18 protein-coding genes are annotated in these 18,188 nt (G+C 64.6%); 5 read left to right on the top strand and 13 right to left on the bottom strand.

The genetic code is table 11. The annotated features are described in order from the left end of the window. Nucleotides 1-42: 42 nt before the first annotated feature. The 3 genes from CDQ91_RS13260 to CDQ91_RS13270 form a co-directional block, all read right to left on the bottom strand. Nucleotides 43-699: an XrtA/PEP-CTERM system exopolysaccharide export protein gene (locus CDQ91_RS13260; RefSeq protein WP_088473214.1), complete on the bottom strand. Its 657-nt coding sequence runs from the start codon at nucleotides 697-699 to the stop codon at nucleotides 43-45. Nucleotides 700-868: 169 nt separating this feature from the next. After that, entirely contained in the window at nucleotides 869-2,098 is a 1,230-nt protein-coding gene (locus CDQ91_RS13265; RefSeq protein ID WP_088473215.1) for a pyridoxal-dependent decarboxylase, exosortase A system-associated, read from the bottom strand. Beyond that, nucleotides 2,095-3,624: an acyl-CoA ligase (AMP-forming), exosortase A system-associated gene (locus tag CDQ91_RS13270; protein ID WP_088473216.1), complete on the bottom strand. Its 1,530-nt coding sequence runs from the start codon at nucleotides 3,622-3,624 to the stop codon at nucleotides 2,095-2,097. Before CDQ91_RS13270 ends, CDQ91_RS13265 begins: the two co-directional genes overlap by 4 nt. Nucleotides 3,625-3,659: 35 nt before the next feature. Between CDQ91_RS13270 and CDQ91_RS13275 the strand changes: the two genes are divergently transcribed. The 4 genes from CDQ91_RS13275 (at nucleotide 3,660) to CDQ91_RS13290 (ending at nucleotide 6,511) form a co-directional block, all read left to right on the top strand. Next, complete coding sequence (locus tag CDQ91_RS13275) at nucleotides 3,660-4,655, top strand: GNAT family N-acetyltransferase (RefSeq protein WP_088473217.1); 996 nt, start codon at nucleotides 3,660-3,662, stop codon at nucleotides 4,653-4,655. Beyond that, nucleotides 4,652-4,930 (top strand): phosphopantetheine-binding protein, encoded by a 279-nt coding sequence (locus CDQ91_RS13280; RefSeq protein ID WP_237245981.1) that lies wholly within the window; start codon nucleotides 4,652-4,654, stop codon nucleotides 4,928-4,930. The genes CDQ91_RS13275 and CDQ91_RS13280 overlap by 4 nt, the downstream gene beginning before the upstream one ends. A gap of 130 nt (nucleotides 4,931-5,060) precedes the next feature. Then, nucleotides 5,061-5,738, top strand: a complete 678-nt coding sequence (locus CDQ91_RS13285; protein ID WP_088473219.1) for an alpha/beta hydrolase family protein — start codon at nucleotides 5,061-5,063, stop codon at nucleotides 5,736-5,738. Further along, nucleotides 5,723-6,511 (top strand): hydrolase 1, exosortase A system-associated, encoded by a 789-nt coding sequence (locus tag CDQ91_RS13290; RefSeq protein WP_088473220.1) that lies wholly within the window; start codon nucleotides 5,723-5,725, stop codon nucleotides 6,509-6,511. The genes CDQ91_RS13285 and CDQ91_RS13290 overlap by 16 nt, the downstream gene beginning before the upstream one ends. Before the next feature lie 100 nt (nucleotides 6,512-6,611). Here the strand turns inward: CDQ91_RS13290 and trxB are convergent, their stop codons facing one another. Then, complete coding sequence (trxB, locus tag CDQ91_RS13295) at nucleotides 6,612-7,577, bottom strand: thioredoxin-disulfide reductase (RefSeq protein ID WP_088473221.1); 966 nt, start codon at nucleotides 7,575-7,577, stop codon at nucleotides 6,612-6,614. 92 nt (nucleotides 7,578-7,669) lie between these two features. Here trxB and CDQ91_RS13300 point away from each other — a divergent pair, with 92 nt between their 5' ends. Next, nucleotides 7,670-8,296, top strand: a complete 627-nt coding sequence (locus CDQ91_RS13300) for a class I SAM-dependent methyltransferase (protein WP_088473222.1) — start codon at nucleotides 7,670-7,672, stop codon at nucleotides 8,294-8,296. Between the two features lie 81 nt (nucleotides 8,297-8,377). Here CDQ91_RS13300 and trhO read toward each other — a convergent pair whose 3' ends face one another. The 9 genes from trhO to CDQ91_RS21310 all read right to left on the bottom strand — a co-directional run bounded on the left by trhO (nucleotide 8,378) and on the right by CDQ91_RS21310 (nucleotide 18,171). Beyond that, nucleotides 8,378-9,106, bottom strand: coding sequence for an oxygen-dependent tRNA uridine(34) hydroxylase TrhO (trhO, locus tag CDQ91_RS13305; RefSeq protein ID WP_088473223.1), 729 nt, complete (start codon nucleotides 9,104-9,106; stop codon nucleotides 8,378-8,380). A 157-nt stretch (nucleotides 9,107-9,263) separates the two neighbouring features. Beyond that, a complete protein-coding gene (locus CDQ91_RS13310) occupies nucleotides 9,264-11,267 on the bottom strand; it encodes a GMC family oxidoreductase N-terminal domain-containing protein (RefSeq protein ID WP_088473224.1) in 2,004 nt (667 codons plus the stop codon). 82 nt (nucleotides 11,268-11,349) lie between these two features. Next, the gene (locus CDQ91_RS13315; protein ID WP_088473225.1) at nucleotides 11,350-11,973 is read right to left on the bottom strand and encodes a DJ-1/PfpI family protein; all 624 of its coding nucleotides are present in this window, start codon (nucleotides 11,971-11,973) and stop codon (nucleotides 11,350-11,352) included. 156 nt (nucleotides 11,974-12,129) lie between these two features. Then, nucleotides 12,130-12,666 carry a J domain-containing protein gene (locus tag CDQ91_RS13320; protein ID WP_088473367.1) on the bottom strand — a complete coding sequence of 179 codons (537 nt, stop codon included), beginning with the start codon at nucleotides 12,664-12,666 and terminating at the stop codon, nucleotides 12,130-12,132. Nucleotides 12,667-12,720: 54 nt separating this feature from the next. Then, complete coding sequence (locus CDQ91_RS13325; protein ID WP_088473226.1) at nucleotides 12,721-13,506, bottom strand: polyphosphate kinase 2 family protein; 786 nt, start codon at nucleotides 13,504-13,506, stop codon at nucleotides 12,721-12,723. Between the two features lie 61 nt (nucleotides 13,507-13,567). Beyond that, complete coding sequence (locus tag CDQ91_RS13330) at nucleotides 13,568-14,443, bottom strand: alpha/beta fold hydrolase (protein ID WP_088473227.1); 876 nt, start codon at nucleotides 14,441-14,443, stop codon at nucleotides 13,568-13,570. A gap of 3 nt (nucleotides 14,444-14,446) precedes the next feature. Then, nucleotides 14,447-16,228, bottom strand: a complete 1,782-nt coding sequence (gene aspS, locus CDQ91_RS13335; protein WP_088473228.1) for an aspartate--tRNA ligase — start codon at nucleotides 16,226-16,228, stop codon at nucleotides 14,447-14,449. A gap of 102 nt (nucleotides 16,229-16,330) precedes the next feature. Then, complete coding sequence (locus tag CDQ91_RS13340; protein WP_158213675.1) at nucleotides 16,331-17,845, bottom strand: FAD-binding protein; 1,515 nt, start codon at nucleotides 17,843-17,845, stop codon at nucleotides 16,331-16,333. Further along, entirely contained in the window at nucleotides 17,842-18,171 is a 330-nt protein-coding gene (locus tag CDQ91_RS21310) for a hypothetical protein (protein ID WP_158213676.1), read from the bottom strand. The genes CDQ91_RS13340 and CDQ91_RS21310 overlap by 4 nt, the downstream gene beginning before the upstream one ends. Between the last annotated feature and the right edge of the window lie 17 nt (nucleotides 18,172-18,188).

The raw sequence follows: 18,188 nt of genomic DNA on the forward strand, positions 1-18,188 counted from the left end.
AGTCTCGCTGGGCGGATCGGAAGCCTGTCGCTGTTTGCCGCGTCAGAACATACTTTCGGGGATGATGATGACATCGCCCGGCTGAAGCCGGACATTCGCCTTAATGTCGCCGCGCTTGATCAGATCGTTCAGGCGCAGCCCGAATTCCTGCTGTTTGCCGCTGCCCTTGTCATAACGCACGAGCCGCGCCTTGTTGCCCGCAGCATATTCGCCCAGCCCGCCAACCGCGATCATCGCATCGAGCACGGTCATATTGGCGCGGAACGGGATCGACGCGGGCTTTTCGGTCGCGCCGACGACGCGCACCTGCTGCGAGAAGGTGCTGTTGAAGCTCGTCACGATCACGCTGACGATCGGGTCGGTAATATATTGGCTGAGCTGGAGCTTGATATCTTGTTGCAGCATCGTGGGCGTCTTGCCGGTCGCGGGCATGTCGGTGATCAGCGGGGTTGTGATACGCCCGTCAGGCCGCACCTGCACCTTGCCGCCGAGTTCGGGGTTGCGCCATACGAAGATCTGGAGCTCATCGAGCGGGCCGATGATATACTCCTCGCCCGGCCCTTCCTGGTTCTGAACGAAGGTCGCGCTGGGAAGCTGCGGCGCGGCGCCATTAGCCCCCATGCAACCAGTCAGCGCGGTCGCGGCAATGCCACAGGCCAGCGCAGCGCGAGCGGCGCGAAGCGGGGGGAAGGAAGCCATAAACCATCAACCTTTCGAGCGTTCAGCGGATGCCGCAGCCCAAATACCTGCGCGACAACCATTAAATCAGGTTCAGCCATTGCTCGAAAAGGGTGAACATAATGTTAGTATTGAAATAAATCCGACCGTGCTCTGGCAATCCTGTCCCAAAACGGAACGGATTCGCCGTTTAAACGAGCATTTCGCGCGCCGACCCCTGCCCAAGAAAAGCGGCAGGGCTTGCCGAAGCCCCATAGGCCCCGGCCTGAAAAATCGCAACCAGGTCACCCACTTCCGCAACCGGCAACGCGACCTGATCGCCCAGCCGGTCGAGCGGGGTGCACAGGCAACCGACAACCGTCGCGGTCTCGGTGGGCTCGATACCGAAGCGGTTAGCGAGCGCGATCGGATAGTTGCGGCGGATGACGGTGCCGAAATTTCCACTCGCCGCGAGCTGATGATGGAGGCCGCCGTCGGTGACGAGAAAGGTCTCGCCATGGCTGGTCTTGCGATCGACGATGCGGGTCAGATAGACCCCCGCCTCGGCGACGAGCCAGCGCCCGAGCTCCATCGCAAAGCTGCTGTCGGCCAGCACCGCATCACGGCCATCCAGCGTTTCGGCGAGCGCCGTGCCGACCGCCGCAGCATCGACCGCCTTGTCGGCGGGGAAATAGGGCACCCCCATCCCGCCGCCCAGATTGACGAGCGGTGGGGTCGCGCCAACTTCATTCGCCAACCGCCCCGCGAGCACCACCGTCTGCGCCTGTGTGTCGGCGATCGCCGCCGCATCAAGCGCCTGCGATCCCGCGAAAATATGAAAGCCCCGCCAATCGGCGCCCGAGGCGATCAACCGCCGCGCCAGCGCCGGAACCTCGGCCGCATCGACTCCGAAGGGCTTGGCGCCGCCGCCCATTTTCATCCCCGACCCTTTAAGGTCGAAGTCGGGGTTGACCCGTACCGCGAGCCGCGGCGTGATGCCGAGCCGCGCGGCGATCGACAAGGCACGGTCGGCCTCGCCCGCCGATTCAAGGTTGAGCGTCGCGCCCGCCGCGATCGCCGCCTCAAGCTCGCGGTCGCGCTTGCCGGGGCCGGCAAAACTGATGTGCGCGGGTGCCATGCCGCTGTCCATCGCCGCCTTGAGCTCGCCGCCCGATGCAACGTCGAACCCGTCGACCAGCCGCGCCATGAAGGCGAGCAAGGGGGCATAGGGGTTCGCCTTCATCGCATAATGAAGCTGCACCGCATCTGGCATCGCGGCGCGCCATTCGGCGACCCGCGCCGTCAGCATCGCGCTGTCATAGACGAACAAGGGTGTGTCGCCCGCGGCATCGACCAGCGCCTCGGCGCGGTCGCCGCCGATCAGCAGCATCGCATCGTCATCGGCGGCAAAACCGGGCGGGATCGGACCATGGGGTTTCATCGAGCCATCCCCTGCACCCAATCGGCAGAAATCGCCACCCGGTCGAGCTTTCCATTGGGATTGCGCGGCAGATCGCGCCGCCATTCGATCGTCTGCGGCTGCATGAAGTTCGGCAGATTCTGGCGCAAGTAGGCCGTCAGCTCCTCGTCGCGGTCCTCGCCCTTGCCGCGCACGATCAGGACGATCGCCGCGCCGAGCCGCGCATCGGGAACGCCAAAGGCCACCGCCTCGTAAATCAGCCCCGATGCGATGGCCGCCTCCTCGACCTCGGTTGGACTGACGCGATTGCCTGCAGTCTTGATCATCGCATCGGCCCGGCCGACAAAATAGAGCAGGTGGTTGGCGTCGCGGCGCACCGTATCGCCCGACCACACCGCCATCCCGCCATATTCCGACGCACGCGGCGCGGGTTTGAAGCGTTCGGCGGTGCGTTCGGCGTCGTTCCAATAGCCCTTGGCGACAAGCGGCCCGCAGTGGACGAGTTCGCCCGCCTCCTCGTCGGCGGTGATCGTCCCGTCGGGGCGGCACACCAAAATCTCCGCATGCGGGATCGCGCGACCCATCGAGGTTGGATGGTCGGCAACATATTTCGGCTCGAGATACGTCGAGCGAAACGCCTCGGTCAGCCCGTACATCGGATAGATATCGGCATTCGGGAAGGTCGCGCGCATCGCGTCGATCAGCGACGGCGTCAGCGCGCCGCCGCTGTTGGTCAGGCGTTTAAGAAGGTCGGCGGTCTCCGCCGGCCAGTCGCTTTCGACAAGTTGCACCCATAAAGGCGGCACCCCCGCGAGCGTCGTGACCCGGTGCCGCGCGACCGCTTTTACGACATCGCGCGGGGTCAGATAATCGAGCGGTGCGACCGCCGCTCCGGCGTACCAGGTCGATAGCAGCTGGTTCTGGCCATAGTCGAAGCTGAGCGGCAGGACGCCGAGCACGCGGTCGTCGGGGGCGATCTTCAGATAGGAAGCGACGCTTTCGGCCCCTAGCCACAGATTGGCGTGGCTGAGCATCACGCCCTTCGGCCGTCCGGTCGATCCGCTGGTATAGAGGATTGCGGCCAGATCGTCGGGCGCGGCGTCCGACGGCAGCAGGCCTTCGCCGTCCGAATCGATCGCCGCGTCGGCAGTCTTCGCATCCTGCACCGCGCATCCGGCCGGGCGCGCATCGCCCAGCATGTCGGCCCGCGCGGCGTTGGTGATCAGCAATTTCGCGCCGCTGTCGGCGAGGATATGCGCAACCTGCGGCCCCTTGAGCAGCGGATTGACCGGCACATGGATCAGCCCGGCGCGCGCGGCGGCGAGCGGCATCAGGCATGCGAGCCGCGTCTTCGCAGTCCAGCTTGCCACGCGTTCGCCCGGCCCGCCTGCCGCTCCGCGCAGCCACGCCGCGAGCCGCCCTACCCCGGCGTCGAGGTCGGCGAAGGTCGTGGCATTGTCCCCGATCAGCAGCGCAGGCGCATCGGCACCGCCGCAACGGGCAAGATGGTCGATCGGACGCGAAGGAGGGTTTTCGGCTTTGGTCATCGGCTGTTAGGAGTGCGGTGATAGAGGGCCACACGATGCAAGGGAACGGTGAAGATCAGGCTAATGACAATCGGCTGCCCGCGACCGCGCGCGCGGTCGACGTCGCATCGCCCTTCGATCGCGCGAGCTGGTTCGATCTGTTGGAGGCTTATGGCTTCGCGGGTCGGGGCCGTTTCGATGCCAAGGGAAGCGCCGAAAATGCCACCGCCTGGCTCCCCCTGCGGCTCGAAAAACCGGGCGATTATGCAGGCCTTACCAACTGGTACAGCTTTGCGATCCGACCGCTTTTTACCGGCGAAGGCGATCGGAGTTCCGCGCTGCGCAACCTGCTCGCAAAGCTGCGCAAGAGAGCGGCGCGGCTGACGCTCTATCCCGTTGGCGATCCCGAAAATCTGGTCGCCGCGCTGCGCGGCGCCGGATGGTGGGTAAAGGCGGCGCCCGCCGGCGACCGCCACTGGCTCGATCTCACCGACATGGACCATGACGCATGGTGGGCAAGCCGCCCCGGCGCGCTGCGCAGCACCGTTTCGCGCAAGGCAAAGAAAGGCGTGGTCGATATTCAACTGCTCACCACCTTCGACGACGGAAGCTGGGCCGCCTATGAGCATATTTATGCCGCGAGTTGGAAACCCGAGGAGGGGAATCATGCCCTGCTGCGCGCCTTTGCCGAGAGCGAAAGCGCGCGCGGCACCTTTCGCATGGGGCTCGCACGGATCGACGGCGTGCCCGTCGCGGCGCAATATTGGACGGTCGAAGAAGGCACCGCCTTCATCCACAAGCTCGCGCATGTCGAGGATAGCCTGAAAGCCTCGCCCGGCACCTTGTTGTCGGCAGCGCTGTTTCGCCATGTCATCGACGTCGACGGCGTGAAGCGCGTCGATTTCGGCACCGGCAATGATGGCTACAAGCGCGACTGGATGAACCGGCACGACCCGTTATGGCGTATCGAGGCTTTCAATCCGTCGCGGGTCGCGGCATGGGGACCGGCATTGAAGGCCTTTGCGCGTTCCATGCTGAGGAAAAGACCGTGACAGATACCGCCCCCAAAGCATCCGGCGTCGACGCCACCCTGCGCGCGCTGCTCGCCGACATTCTCGGCCTTGGCGAAGAACGCGCCGCCGCGCTGACCGCCGACAGCGGCCTGTTCGGCGAACTGCCCGAATTTGATTCGATGGCGGTCGCTACCGTGCTGACCGAGATGGAAGACCGGCTGGGTATCATCATCGACGATGACGAGATCGATGGCGAAATTTTCGAAACCTATGGCAACCTGCTGGCCTTTTCGCAGCGCAAGGTTGCCGGCTGACGGCATGGCCACATCTTCTTTTTCCGTTCGCCCTGAGCTTGTCGAAGGGCCGTCCTCATTCTTCAAAGGACAGGAAAAAGAAGAACAGTGCTTCGACAAGCTCAGCACAAACGGTTGCGGGTGATTGGCGATGGCAGAGCAACAACTCTGGATCCGACCGGACAAATCGACACCGCCCGCCACCATCTTGTTCGTTCCGCCGCTGTTCGAGGAAGCGAACCGCACCCGCCGCACGTTGGTGCTCGCGATGCGCGCGCTTGCCGCGCAAGGTTTCGCGGGCCTGCTACCCGACCTCCCCGGGCAGAATGAAAGCCTCGTTCCGCTAGAAGATGTCGATCTCGCGCGATGGCAGGCGGCGCTCGCCGATGTTGCGGACGCCATCGACGGCCCGCTCATCATCGCGTCGCTACGCGGCGGCGCGCTGATCGATCATCAGGCGAAGGCCGTAGCATGGTGGCGGCTCGGTCCCGTTGGCGGCGCCTCCTTATTGCGCACTTTGATGCGCGCACGCGTCGCCGCCGATCGCGAGGCGGGCATCACCTCGTCGCTCGAAAGCCTGCAGGAAATAGCGAAGGCCGAACCGCTGCTACTCGCAGGCAACCGCCTGTCGCCGACGATGGTCGCGCAACTGGGCAGCGCCGAGGTCCAGTCCATCGCGCCGCAGCGCACGGTCATCCTCGGCGGCGGTGACGCCGCGATCGCAGGCACCCCTTTATGGCTGCGCGCCGAACCCGGCGAAGATCGCGCGATGGCCGAGGCGATCGCCGCCGACATCGCCGCCTGGAGCGTGGCATGCGGCATCAGCTGAGCTTTGCCTGCAACGGCGCCTTGCTCGCCGCAAGCCTCGATGAGGCGCCGGGCACCACCGGCCTGCTGATCGTGTCGGGCGGCAATGAAATCCGCAGCGGCGCGCATTGCGGTATGGCGGGGCTGGCGCAGCGCATCGCGGCGGCGGGGTATCCGGCGTTTCGTTTTGACCGGCGCGGGATCGGCGACAGCGAAGGCGACAACGCAGGCTTCGAAAGCAGCTGCGACGATATCTCCGCCGCGATCGGCGCCTTCCGCGACGCTGCACCGCACGTCACGCGCATGATCGCCTTCGGCAATTGCGACGCGGCGAGCGCATTGTTGCTGCACCAGCCGCTGACGCTCGATGCGCTGATCCTGGCTAATCCGTGGACGTATGAGAGCGACGCGGAGGAAGCAGGCGAACCCGCGTTACCGCCGTCATCGGCGATCCGCGCGCGCTATTGGTCGCGGCTGAAAGACCCGAAAAGCTTGCTCCGGTTGTTAAAAGGCGAGATTGATTTCAGGAGACTCGCGCGCGGCCTTTCAGCACTCGGCCAATCCGCGCCGCCCGCCGCTCCCGACAGCTTGCCTGCGCGGCTCGATGCGGCGATGGCGGCGCTCTCCTGCCCCGCAACGATCCTGCTCGCGACCGGTGACCGGACGGCGTTAGCCTTTGCCGAGAATTGCGAACTGGGGTCGATACCCGTGGAACGCCTTGCCAGCCCCTCGCACAGTTTTGCCGGCGATGATGCCGACTGGCTGGCGGCGAAAATACTCACCGCTCTCCAATAATCGTCATTGCGAGCGCAGCGAAGCAATCTCCAGCCACCGGCCTCGATGGACGACGGCAGGAGATTGCTTCGTCGCCACGCTCCTCGCAATGACGGCGCGCTCAGGCATCGACCAACGCGTGATATTCGGCCTCGGCCAGGAACCGCTCGGCGTCGAGCGCGGCCATGCAGCCCATGCCCGCTGCCGTCACGGCCTGACGATAGACTTTGTCCGTGACATCGCCCGCCGCGAACACGCCGGGGATTGACGTCAGCGAGGTGCCGGGGGTGACTTCCAGATAGCCGTCAGCGTCGAGCGGCAATTTGCCCTTGAACAATTCGGTCGAGGGGCTGTGGCCGATCGCGACGAAGCCGCCGTCGGTCGGCTCGTGGCTCGCCTCGCCGGTTTCGGTGTCGATCAGATCGACGCCGACCAGCCCCGAAACGCCTTCACCCGCGACGAAACGATCGACCTTCTTGTTCCAGAGGACCTTGATCTTGGGATTGGCGTGGAGGCGGTCCTGCAGGATTTTTTCGGCGCGAAGGTGATCGCGGCGGTGGATCAACGTCACATCGTCGCTGTGGTTGGTCAGGTACAGCGCTTCCTCGACCGCGGTGTTGCCGCCGCCGATCACCACGACCTTCTTGCCGCGATAGAAGAAACCGTCACAGGTGGCACAGGCCGAGACACCCTTGCCGCCCAGTTCCTGCTCGCCCGGGACGCCGAGCCATTTCGCCTGCGCGCCGGTCGCGATGACCAAAGTTTCGGCGATATAGACGTCGCCGCCGTCGCCGGTGATGCGGAACGGGCGCTGCGACAGATCGACGTCGACGATCGTATCCCAGATCATCGACGTGCCGACATGCGTTGCCTGCGCGGTCATCTGTTCCATCAGCCACGGGCCCTGCACCACCTCGGCAAAGCCCGGGTAGTTTTCGACGTCGGTGGTGATCGTCAGCTGGCCGCCGGGCTGCAAACCCTGAACGACGATCGGCTTCATCCCCGCGCGCGCGGCATAGATGGCAGCGGACAGGCCCGCGGGGCCCGAGCCGAGGATCAGCATCTTGGTATGGTGGGTGGTCGGCATGATCGTCCTTATGCTTGGCTGGATACGCCTAAATGGGTGTTGCCAACCGCGCTAGCAAGGGACAGGCTGCGCGCCAAGGGGGGAGAGTGTCGATGGCGAGCTGGTGGGAAAAACATGGGGTGCCGCGCCTGATCAAATGCGCCTGTTCGCAAGGTCAGATCATGAAGGCGCGCAGCAAGGTGGTGCCGCACGCGGCGGGCGATGTGCTCGAGCTTGGCTGCGGCGGCGGAATCAATATGGAATTTTACGTGCCCGAGCGGATCGCGAGCTTCACCGGCCTCGACCCCTCACCCGAATTGCTCGACATGAGCCGCGCGGCGGCGGCGACGCATGGGATGAAGGCCGACATTCACTGTGGGTTTGGCGAAGCGATGCCCTTTGCCGACGGTCAGTTCGACACCGTCGTCACGACCTTCACCCTCTGCTCGGTCGCGAGCCAGGTTGCGGTGCTGTCCGAAATCCGCCGCGTGCTGAAGCCCGGCGGGACCGCATTGTTCCTAGAGCATGGCGCGGCACCCGATGCCGGGGTCGCCAAGTGGCAGCGACGGATCGAACCGGTATGGAAACGCGTCGGCGGCAATTGCCATCTGACCCGGCCGATCGGTGCTGCTTATGAAAAGGCGGGTTTTGCTGTCGATCGGCAGGGCGCGGCCTATATGCCCAAGACCCCGCGCCCGTTCGGCTGGGTCGAATATGGGACGGCGCGGGTCGCGGGCTGACTGTTCCCCAGCGAAAGCCGGGCCCCATGAGAGGGAATGTCATCCCAGAAGTCTGGGGCCCCGGCGTTCGCCGTGGAACGATCAATCCTTCTCGCCAACCTCGACCAGCCCATGGCCGACGCTGACCCGTTCATCGAAGACGAAGCAGCTTCCATTCCAGCGGCTGTCGCTTTCGGGAACCTGCTCCAGATAGGCAAGGATGCCGCCCTTCAGATGCGCGACATCCTCGACGCCCTCGGCGCGCAGGAAAGCGGTCGATTTTTCGCAGCGGATGCCGCCGGTGCAGAACATCGCGATGCGCTTGCCCGCGAAACGATCGGCATTGGCGCGCCACCAGTCGGGGAACTCGCCAAAGCTGCGCGTCTCGGGATTTTCGGCGCCGGCAAAGCTGCCATAATCAACCTCATAGGCGTTGCGCGTGTCGATGACGACGGTGTCCGGATCGTCGACCAGCGCATTCCAGTCGGCAGGGGCGACATAGCGGCCGACGTCGCGCGCAGGGTCGATACCCGCGACCTTGAGCGTGACGATTTCTTTCTTCAGCCGCACCTTCAGCCGTTGAAACGGCAGCGCGGCGGCGGCCGAATATTTGACGTCGAGATCGGTGCAGCCGGGTAAGCTGCGGATATGCTCGATCACTGCGGTGATGCCGTCCGCGCTGCCCGCGATTGTCCCGTTGATGCCTTCACGTGCAAGGAGGAGTGTACCTTTGACGCCCTGCGCAGCACAGACATCAAGCAAGGGCTGGCGCAGCGCGGCTGGGTCGTCGAAGGGCGCGAATTGGTAGAGGGCGGCAACGGTGTAGATCATGATGACCGCCCCTTACCCCCGCACCGCCGCAAACAAAAGCCATCGTCATCGCGAGCGTAGCGAAGCAATCTCCAGCTATCGATCTCAGCCTAAGGTCGATAGCTGGAGATTGCCGCGTCGCTTCGCTCCTCGCAATGACGGATTTTGGCGGGCTATTTCACCCGAACGGATCGCCCCGGCCCGTCGCATAATGCGCCATCGCCATGGTGGTCCATTGCGCGTTGACGCGGATGCAGCTCGGGAAAACGCTGGCATCGGTGACGAGGACATTGGTCGTGCCATGGACGCGGCATTCGGGGTCGACGACGCCATATTGCGGATTTTCGTTGATCGCATTGCCGCCATGCGGGTGGCTGCTCGACAGGGTGACATCATCCTGTTCGCGGATCGCGGCGGCGAAGAAGGCATCGACATCCATGCCGCGCGTGATCGTCTGGCCACGCGCGAGCGCCGGATAACATTCGATCGCCCCCGCGGCGAAATGCACCTTGGTCAGCGTCGCCATCGCGCGGCGCAGCACGGGCAGGTCATCGCTGGCGTCGAGCCGGAATTCAAGCTTGCCGTCCTTCACCTGCCCGCGCCGGTCGGCGGGAAAGAGAATGCCCGCCGAATGGACGCGGCCGAAATTCTTCATCCGGCTTGCATGATCGTCGAACCAGCCGGGCATCAGCGACGCCATCGACATCGGCGGCTGAAAATGGCTTTCCAGCAGGAAGTCGCCGCAGTCGACATAGCTCGACATCTGGTCCTCGTCCCACGCATTGCCGCCGACGCCATCGGGCATCAGCGCGACGACCGGGGAGGCGACATTGAGCGACACCTGATATCCCGTCCCTGAAATGTCGCTGCGGTCGAGCAGTTTTGACGAGGCGATCGTCCCCGCAGCGACGATCACCCCGACGCGGGCGCGCACCAACGCTTTCGACCCGTCGGGCAGGATCAGCTTCACCGCCTCGGCCTCGCGCCGGCCGTCGACCGTCGTTTGCCAGACGATCTGATCGGCCTTGGTTTCGGGCAATATGCGCGCGCCATGGTCGCGGCATGCGGCGGGCAGATAGGTTTGCGCGACCCCCATGCGGCGGCCATAGGCACAGCCCGAATTGCAATAGCCGCAATAGGAACAGGCGGTCGGCGTGTTCGGCGGGCCGAAATTCTTGGCGAACCAGTCGGCGACCGCACGCGTGTCGCGCGGATCGGACGAGGCCGCGGCATAACTGGCCCAACCGTTGATCAGATGCGGGCCGTTGTGGCGCCCGCTCCGCGGTTCGATCTTTGCGATCCCGAGCTTCGCCTGTACCGCATCATAGCTGGCGTGAAAGGCCGCGGCATCGACCGGCGCGCCGATGCTCGCCCATTTAGCGAGGACGTCGAGCGCATCGGGGTGCGTTCGCCCCGCCTCGTTGACGCGCAGGCAGATGCCGTTGTTGATTGTCGATGACCCGCCGACGCAACGCCCCTGGAACACCACGAAATCACGGTTGGTCGAGGTCTGCAGTGCGCCATGCTTGTAAAGATTGGCGATCATGTCGAGCTCATGATGGGTGATGTCATGCGAGGGGTAGAAGGGGCCCGCCTCGACGATCAGCACCTTATAACCCTGCGCCGCGACATTATAGGCCGCGACCCCGCCACCCGCGCCCGAGCCGATGACGATCACGTCATATTCGTCATCGAGGCTCGCGGCGTCGAGGATATGCGTGGGGTCGATCTCCCGCCCGGTCACGGGCTCGATCGGCACTTCGCCCGCGCCGCGTTGGCGGAATTTGGGCAAGATGAAACCGATTTGCGCGTGAACCGGATTAGCGGCATTGGCGTCCTGATCGCCCGCGTTCCAATGCCCGTAATAGCAGGCGTAAACGATGCCGCGCAGCCGCGCCATGTCCTGGAACAGGTCGATCTGGCTGTTCTGAAACCGGTCGGCGAGCTTCTCGGCGCGGCTCGCGACATCATCCTCGGTGAAGAAGGGACCGCCGAGCACCAGTTCGGTCGCGGTCAGCGACAGCCGAATTTCGTCGAGCTTGGTGCCGCCGACCTTGGTGAACAGGTCGCAGATATTGGCGACGACCTGATCGACCGAAATCGCCATGTCGGCGTCGTGAAATAACGCCTCGGTCAGCGCCTTCAGAAATTTGAGTTGCCCGAAATTAAACGGTGCCGCCATCGCCCTGTCCCCTGTTTTCCCCGTGTCGCAAATGCCGGGTTATAGCGGGTGAAGGCAAGGACGTATTGTACCGGAACGGCGGTTATGCTGCTCCGGCCATTGCCTCCACGGGCAGGAACGGCCGCACCGCCGCCATCGCCTGCGCAATATATTGTTCCTTCTCCCCGACGGGGGCGACGTAGTGAAGCGCCTCTTCTGCATCGCGCGGGGTCGCGAGCCGCGCGATAATCCACGCCGCCAGATATTGCGACGCGAGGCAGCCACCCGCAGTCGCGACATTTCCATGTGCGACAAAGGGCGCGTCGAGAACTTCGACTCCCGCCTCAATTACCCAAGGCTTGGTGGTGAGGTCGGTGCAGGCCGGCAGACGGCCGATCAACCCAAGCTTTGCGAGCAGCAGTGTCCCCGAACATTGCGCCCCAATGAGCTGCCGCGCCGGGTCGAGGCGAATCTGCCCGAGGAGTGCCGCATCCGCCGCATATTCGCGCGTCTTGATCCCGCTGCCGATGATCACCGCATCGGCTTCGGCTGCAAAATCCAGCGACTTTTGCCGATCGACCGTCACTCCGTTCATCGACGTCACCCGCGGCGTCGGCGACGTAATATGCGCCGCCCACCCCTGCGCGCGCAGCCGGTTGAGGATCGCGGCGGCAACGAACGAATCAAGCTCGTTGAAACCGTCGAACGTCAAAACCGCGATCTGCATGGGGAGTCTCCATCGAATGAATGCGCCGGGCATTACTGCGGCGGCGGCGAATAGAAATGGCGGCTGTGGGCTAGGAAGCGAGTAGGCGCCCGTTGCCCCGCGAAGGCTAAATTGATCGCTTGCGGTCACTCCAGCGTGAGGATGCCGGGAAGCTCCCTATGCAGGCTTCCAGCTCTTGCGCTCTTCGGCCTGTTTCAGCACATCGAACGCCGCCTGCCCTGCCGCAAAGCGTTTGGCGGCCTCGGCATCGCCCGGCTTCACATCGGGGTGGGTTTCCTTGGCGAGCGCGCGCCAGGCCTTTTTTATCGTTTCGAAATCGGCGTCGGATTCGAGGTCGAGCACCTCCAGCGCCAGCATTTCATCGCTGCTGCGGCTGCCGTCGCCGGGGCCGCCCCAGGCATAATGCTGCGCCTTGGCATAGCTGCGCGCGCCGCGCTCTTCTTCGGCGGCACGGGCGGCGGCGTCTTCGGCCGACAGGCCTTCGAAATAGTCCCAGCCGCGATTATATTCGGCGGCGTGCGTTTCGCAGAAATACCAGCGCTCGGGGCTGTTCGGCGACTTGGGCGCGGGGCAGTTGCCGGGGTTGGCGCAGCCGTGGCGGTCGCACAGGCGAACCTGCTGCGCCTCCTGGCCCGAACCATAGGGGCGCCAGCGGGGAAAACCCCAATCATCGGATCGTCTGGCGCGTTTCATCACCGCCATGTAGCTGCTGAGGCCGCAGATTGCTAGCCGAGCGGGCCGAAAAACCTAGGCTTTGGGCTTGTAACCGAACGCCTTGCCCGCGAGCTTCGCCACGGCGGGGTCGAGATCAGGCGGGATCATCGGCACCGCGCGTTCCAGCGCCTCAGCAATATAGGTCAGCGCCGCGATGCGGCCCGCCTTCTTGTTGTTGCCGTCGATCACCTTCCACGGCGCCCAGCGCGTATCAGTCTGCTGGAACATGTCGGTCATCGCCGCCAGATATTCCTTGCGCTTCGCCCGGTTGCGATAATCTTCCGTGCCCGTCTTCCACCGCTTCCAAGGATCGTCGAGCCGGTCGGCGAAGCGCTTGTCCTGCTCCTCCTGTGTCAAATGGAGGAAAATCTTGACGAGATTGGTCCTCGAACCCGTCAGCTGCGCCTCAAACTCGTTGATCTCGTCATAGCCCTTGCGCCACTCGGCTTCGCTCGCGAAACCCTCGACGCGTTCGACCAGCACCCGGCCGTACCAGCTGCGATCGAAGATCGAGATTTCGCGATTTCCGGGCAGGCGTTTCCAGAAGCGCCAGAGAAAATGGCGCGCGCTTTCTTCGTCGGTCGGCGCGCTGATCGGCCAGACTTCGAAATAGCGCGGGTCGAGCAGCGCGGTCATTCGCTTGATGACGCCGCCCTTCCCCGCCGCATCCCAGCCTTCGAACATGATGATGCTGCGGTGGCCGTGGGTGATATGCGCCGCCTGCACGCGCTCCAGCCGTTCCTGCAACGCGTCCAGCGCGTCGCCATAGTCGCCGTCATATTTGGTTCCGGCTTCATAATCGGAAAGGCTGATCGTCATCGCTTGTCCCCTGAAGGTCTGGCGCCGTTGCTAACATAGCGGCGACGGCGATGCGACGCGATTAACCCAGTTCGTCGGCGATCAGCTTCGCAAGGCGCTCCGGCACCTCCATCGGGATGAAATGGCTATGCTCGGCCCATTGCTCGTCGCGCCCTGCGCCAAGTGCGGCGCCGAGGCCGGGCCATGTGGGGCTGACCGAGAAATCGAGAGGGTTGGCGCGATCGCCCGTGCGGGCGCGGATGACGCTGGACGGGGCCGCTATACGACCGAGCCAGTCGTGCGGATTGGTACGGATCGCACTCAGATAAACCGAAGCCTCGAGCGCCGGCGGACAAGCGAGGTCCCAGCCATCGCCATCGGCTGCGGGGAGCAAACCATGGCGGCAATAATCAGCAAGCGCTGCGGGCTGCCAGTGCATATAGGGCGGGCGCTGCGCGAAATGGGCGTTCATCGCTTCCCAGCCGTCCCAGCGGGCGCGCCGCCGCGCGACGGGGTGCGACATAGGGTCGGGAACGGGCTGGTCCGCCGCGCCGACATAGAGCGTGGGCGCCATGATCACCGGGTCGATCAGGAAAATGTGCCGGAACGCATCGGGACGCTCGGCCGCAAGACGGGTCAGGACATAGCCGCCCATGCTGTGCCCGCATCCAACCAGCGGCGTTCCCGCGAAGCGATCGACGAGCGGCAGCAGCGCGTCTGCCGTCGCCGCCCAGTCGGACAGCGAGGCCGGCTTGAAGCTTCGCCCATGGCCGCGCTGGTCGGGCGCGATAATGTGGGTGCCGGGCGGCAGGACCGCGACGATCTGATCCCACAACCGCGCGTGAAAGCCCGTCGCGTGGAGCAGCAGGACCGATGGCCGCTCCGACGGCGCGCCCCATTCGAACCAGCAGATCTCGCCTTCCGGCGTTTCCAGCTGGTGCTCCCGCGGCTCGGTCACGCCTTAACCCTTGGGGCCGTCGACGATACGGATGCCCAGTTCCTTGAGCTGCTTGTCGCTGACCGCCGCCGGGGCGTTCATCATCAGGTCTTCGGCCTTCTGATTCATCGGGAAGATCACGACTTCGCGAATGTTCGGCTCGTCAGCGAGCAGCATGACGATGCGGTCGACGCCCGGCGCCGAACCACCATGCGGCGGCGCACCGAACTTGAACGCGTTGATCATGCCGCTGAAATTCGCGTCGACTTCGGCCTGCGAATAGCCCGCGATTTCGAACGCCTTGTACATGATGTCGGGGCGATGGTTGCGGATCGCGCCCGACGACAGTTCGACGCCGTTGCAGACGATGTCATATTGCCACGCCAGAATGTCGAGCGGGTCTTTGGTTTCCAGCGCTTCCAGCTCACCCTGCGGCATGCTGAAGGGGTTGTGGCTGAAATCGATCTTGCCGGTGTCTTCGTCGGCCTCGAACATCGGGAAGTCGACGATCCAGCACATTTCGAACTTGTTGGGGTCGATCAGTTCAAGCTGTTCGGCAGCGCGGGTGCGCGCGAGGCCCGCGAGCTTCGCCGCCATCGCTTCCTTGCCTGCGGCGAAGAAGACGCCGTCGTCGGGACCAAGGCCGAGTTCGTTCGCCAGCACGTCCATCTTTTCGGGACCATGATTCTTGGCGATCGGGCCGCCCCATTCACCGCCCTTGCGCGTCGCATAGCCAAGGCCGGCAAAGCCTTCGCCCTGCGCCCAGCTGTTCATGTCATCGAAGAATTTGCGGCTCTTCTCGGCGGTGCCCGGCGCGGGGATCGCGCGGACGACATCGCCCGCAGCGACGATATCGGCGAAGCGGCCAAAGCCCGATCCGGTGAAGTGCGAAGACACGTCGCTGATGATGATCGGGTTGCGGAGGTCAGGCTTGTCATTGCCGTACTTCAGCATCGATTCGCGATACGGAATGCGCGGGAAGGTGCCCGCAGGGGTCACCGACTTGCCGTTCGCAAACTCCTCGAACACGCCCGCGAGCACGGGTTCGATGGTATTGAACACATCGTCCTGCGTCACGAAGCTCATTTCGAAATCGAGCTGATAGAATTCGCCAGGCGAACGGTCGGCGCGCGCGTCTTCGTCGCGGAAGCAGGGGGCGATCTGGAAATAGCGGTCGAAGCCCGCCACCATGAGCAGCTGCTTGAACATCTGCGGTGCCTGCGGCAGCGCATAGAATTTGCCGGGGTGAACGCGGCTGGGCACCAGATAGTCGCGCGCGCCTTCGGGCGACGAGGCGGTCAGGATCGGGGTCTGATATTCGGTGAAGCCCTGATCGGTCATGCGGCGGCGCAGGCTGGCGATCACGTTCGAGCGCAGCATGATGTTGGCGTGGAGCCGTTCGCGGCGGAGATCGAGGAAGCGGTATTTCAGGCGGATATCCTCGGGATATTCCTGTTCGCCCGCGACAGGCATCGGCAGTTCGATCGCCGCCGACTGAACGCTGACTTCGCGCGCGCGTACTTCGATCGCGCCGGTCGGCAGGTTCGTGTTGATCGTTTCGGGCGAGCGGGCGACCACGTCACCGGTGATCGTCACGACGCTTTCGGCGCGCAGACCGTCGAGCGTTGCGAAAACCGCGTCGCTGCTGTCGGCGACGATCTGGGTCAGCCCATAATGATCACGCAAATCGACGAAGAGCAGCCCGCCATGATCGCGCTTGCGATGCACCCAGCCGGAGACGCGGACGGTCTGGCCGACCTGTTCGGCGCGAAGCTGGCCGCAATTGTGGGTGCGATAGGCGTGCATGGGTTCGTCTTTCAAAGCTGGAGAGGCATGGCCGAAAACCGCGCCGTTATGGCCGCGCCTAAGGCAGGTCGGCGAGCGATTTGTCAAGGGTGGACGGGTTTTTCAACCCGTCAAACCCAGCCCGTCGAGCACCGCGCTGCCGAACAGCGCACGGTGTGCCGGATCGGGGATCAGGCGGTCGCGCGCGGTGCGCCAGCGGCGGAAATCCTCGCCATAATCGGCGGCGACGCGCGCGGCGTCGAGGCGGCAGCTTTTCGCCCAGTGGCGGGTGAAAGCTATCCCCTCGGCATCGAGCCGTTCGACGACGCGGGCATAGGCCTCGGCCGTGCGCGCACTGCGCGGACCGTCGAAGTCGATCACAGCATTGTGCGGGAAGCGCGCGGGCGCGAGCAGACCTTGCGCGCGCTCCATGAAGCGCAGCGTGACGACGGTCGAACCCCCGTGCCGCGCATAGACCGCGCAGATCAGCTCGAACGCACGGGCTAGGTCGGCGCGGTCGATCGTCACCGACGCGTTGAACAGGTCGGCGAGCGGGCGGTGGGTATTGAGCCCCTCGCCCCAACTGCCATAAACCGGCGGGTCGTCGATATCGGGCCCGGCGGCATAGCCCTGCTTCATAGCAAATTGCAGCAAGGCCCCCCGTGCCCAAGGATATTCGTCGAGAAACCGCCCGAGCAGGCTGAGCGCATCATAGCCGGCGCCCAGCTCGCCCGGCGTCGCATGCGGATAAGCGTCGCGCCACGGCTCGCGATAGAGGAAACGCAGCATCGCTGGCCGCTTGAACGGCTTGTACGGATTGACGATCATCTGGACGAAGTGGGGATCCTGATCGAGCGCATAGGCCGCCGAAAAGCTCCGGAAGTCTCCCGCCGCGAGCCAATCGAGCGCCGCGCAATCGACCTTCCGCAAATTCTGGATCGGGCGAACGAGGAATTTCGGCACGCTATCGACGACGAGCGCGGTGACAATACCGAGCGCCCCGACCGGGAGCTGCGCTGCGGCAAAGAGCTCGTCATCGCGCAGCGCCGTTGAACCCGTCGCGGCGACAAAGGCGTCGCTCATCACCCCGGCGGCGGGTTCGATCCAGTGGATGCCCGTGGGCGTCACCAGTTGCACCGCGCGGATATGATCCTGGATGCCCCCGCGTCCGACCACTGAACCATGCGTACCGGTGGCGCAGGCGCCCGCGAAGGTCTGGCCATTGCCCGCGCCGCTGGTCCACAGTGAGCGGCCTTGCTGTTCGAACTTGTCCGACACCTCGTCGACCAGCGCCCCCGCCTCGACAAGCATCAGCGCCGCCGCCTCGACACCGGGCCGGACATCCGCCCCCCCGACACGGAAACAGCGGTTGAAGCGGCGCGTGTGGAGCAGCCAGCTGTCGGACACGATATTGACGTTCGACGGCGACCAGCCCGCGCCGATCGGACGAACGCGCCGTCCCGCCGCCTGCGCCTGCCCCAGCCAGTCCTGCACCGCCCGCGCCGCGATCGCGATTTCGTCGCGCCCGCGCTCCGCATCGCCGCTGCGCAGCGCAAAACGCGTCGCCACCTCGCAGGTGCCGGTGCCATGATAATTGGTCCAGCGTCCCTCGGCGCCCAGTTGCACGATCGGCATCATGCGTCTCCCAGCGGCAGCACGCCGGCATGGGCGCGCCACGCAACCGTCACCGGGCGCAGGAAACCGAAACTGATGATGGCAACGATCATCTGGCGGCGCGTCGCAAAAACGCGGACGTCGCACAGACCATGATCGGATTCGGGCGTGACAAAGGGCTGCGCGGCGCTGGCAGCGAAACCCCAGCCCTTCAGGGTCACAACCATATGCTCTTCGTCCAGCGGGCGCGGATTGGCGATCGACAGAAAAATATCCGCCTGCCCCGCCAAATACTGCCCGAAAAGCAGCACAAAACCGAGCGCAGCCAGCACCCAACCGATCCACAACATGGCGTCCGTCCCCTTCG

Origin of the sequence: Sphingopyxis witflariensis (assembly GCF_002205635.1) — a bacterium.
GTDB lineage: Bacteria > Pseudomonadota > Alphaproteobacteria > Sphingomonadales > Sphingomonadaceae > Sphingopyxis > Sphingopyxis witflariensis.